General features: G+C 38.2%; 1 protein-coding gene and 2 pseudogenes. 2 read left to right on the plus strand and 1 reads right to left on the minus strand.

The features are described 5' to 3' along the window. Positions 1-177 (plus strand): annotated as a pseudogene (locus IQ224_RS23640) (ISKra4 family transposase); the annotation flags it as partial. Between the two features lie 33 nt (positions 178-210). Here IQ224_RS23640 and IQ224_RS23645 read toward each other — a convergent pair. Next, positions 211-555, minus strand: a pseudogene (locus tag IQ224_RS23645) (hypothetical protein); the annotation flags it as partial. A gap of 195 nt (positions 556-750) precedes the next feature. On the opposite strand from IQ224_RS23645, the gene IQ224_RS23650 reads away from it, so the two are divergent. Continuing rightward, positions 751-1,132: transposase family protein (locus IQ224_RS23650; RefSeq protein WP_194033130.1), on the plus strand; the 382-nt coding region annotated here is incomplete at its 3' end.

Genomic DNA, 1,132 nt, shown 5'->3' on the forward strand with positions numbered 1-1,132 from the left:
ATACCCAATTACGAACTCTATCAATCACAAGGGATTTGCATCGGTTCTGGAAGTGTAGAGTCAAAGATTAAGCAAATAGGTGCAAGAATGAAAATTGTGGGAGCACAATGGAAAGCAGAGAATGTTCCTCAGTATTTGAAGCTACGTTGTGCTTATCTCAACGGCGATATTGCCTGAGTATTTTTACTCATTGCAAAACTGGGATGCTCCCGTTTTAGCATCCTTAGATAAAGGGGTATAATTAACTTCAACCCCCAAGGAAATTAACTCAGCAAAACGACTCGCTAAAGCTTGTGCTAGATGGGGATGTTGGTTATTCTGGCTATTGTGCTGTTTAAATTTAGTATGGGGAGGTCGATTAAATTTGACCTTTTCTTGAGGGGTTAATAAGGATGAGAGGTCAAGATTGAGGTTTTTGGCGATATAACCTGCTCCTTCTAGGACCGCAACGGGTTTATCATTGAGTTCATCATCCCACCAACTGGGCAAGCCATTTTTTCGGACATAATTTTTTTTAAGTCCGATTTTTGAGAGTTTCCCGTAGAGGGCTGCCATAGTAAGGCTTTCTGGGCTCTTCGGGAATTGTTATGCAAATAATTAACTTAAAATAAAATTCGATGAGAGTACCTACGCCTAAAAGTAGCTGAAATCTATACAGGGAGACACTTACGGCACAAACAAGTTAATATCAAAAGATAGACAATCGAGTTAAGATTTGATATAATAGCCAAAAACCAGAGTATTTTACTTATGATACTTGACAAATTTTTGAACCTAAAAGGAACGTCTATTCAAGGCTATCTACACCTAGAAAATATCGGTATAGTTTGCCAAATCGAATCGAAAAATCAAAAAGCAATCTGTCCTCGTTGTGGGTTAGAGAGCGATAAACTCCACCAAAATCATCGACATTTAGTCAAAGATTTACCAATCTCAGGTCAACCAGTGTACCTACAGGTTAATCGTCGTCAATTTAAGTGCGATAATTGTCGAAAACCCTTTAGTGAAGAGTTAGATTTTGTCGCCAAGAAACGAACCTATACGAAAAGACTAGCCGAGAATATACTCGAACAATTAAAAGAAGGAGATATTTTAAATGTTAGCCGAAGAAATGACGTAACGGAAGAAGAGA

Origin of the sequence: Microcystis sp. LEGE 00066 (assembly GCF_015207925.1) — a bacterium.
Classification (GTDB): Bacteria; Cyanobacteriota; Cyanobacteriia; order Cyanobacteriales; family Microcystaceae; genus Microcystis; species Microcystis ichthyoblabe_A.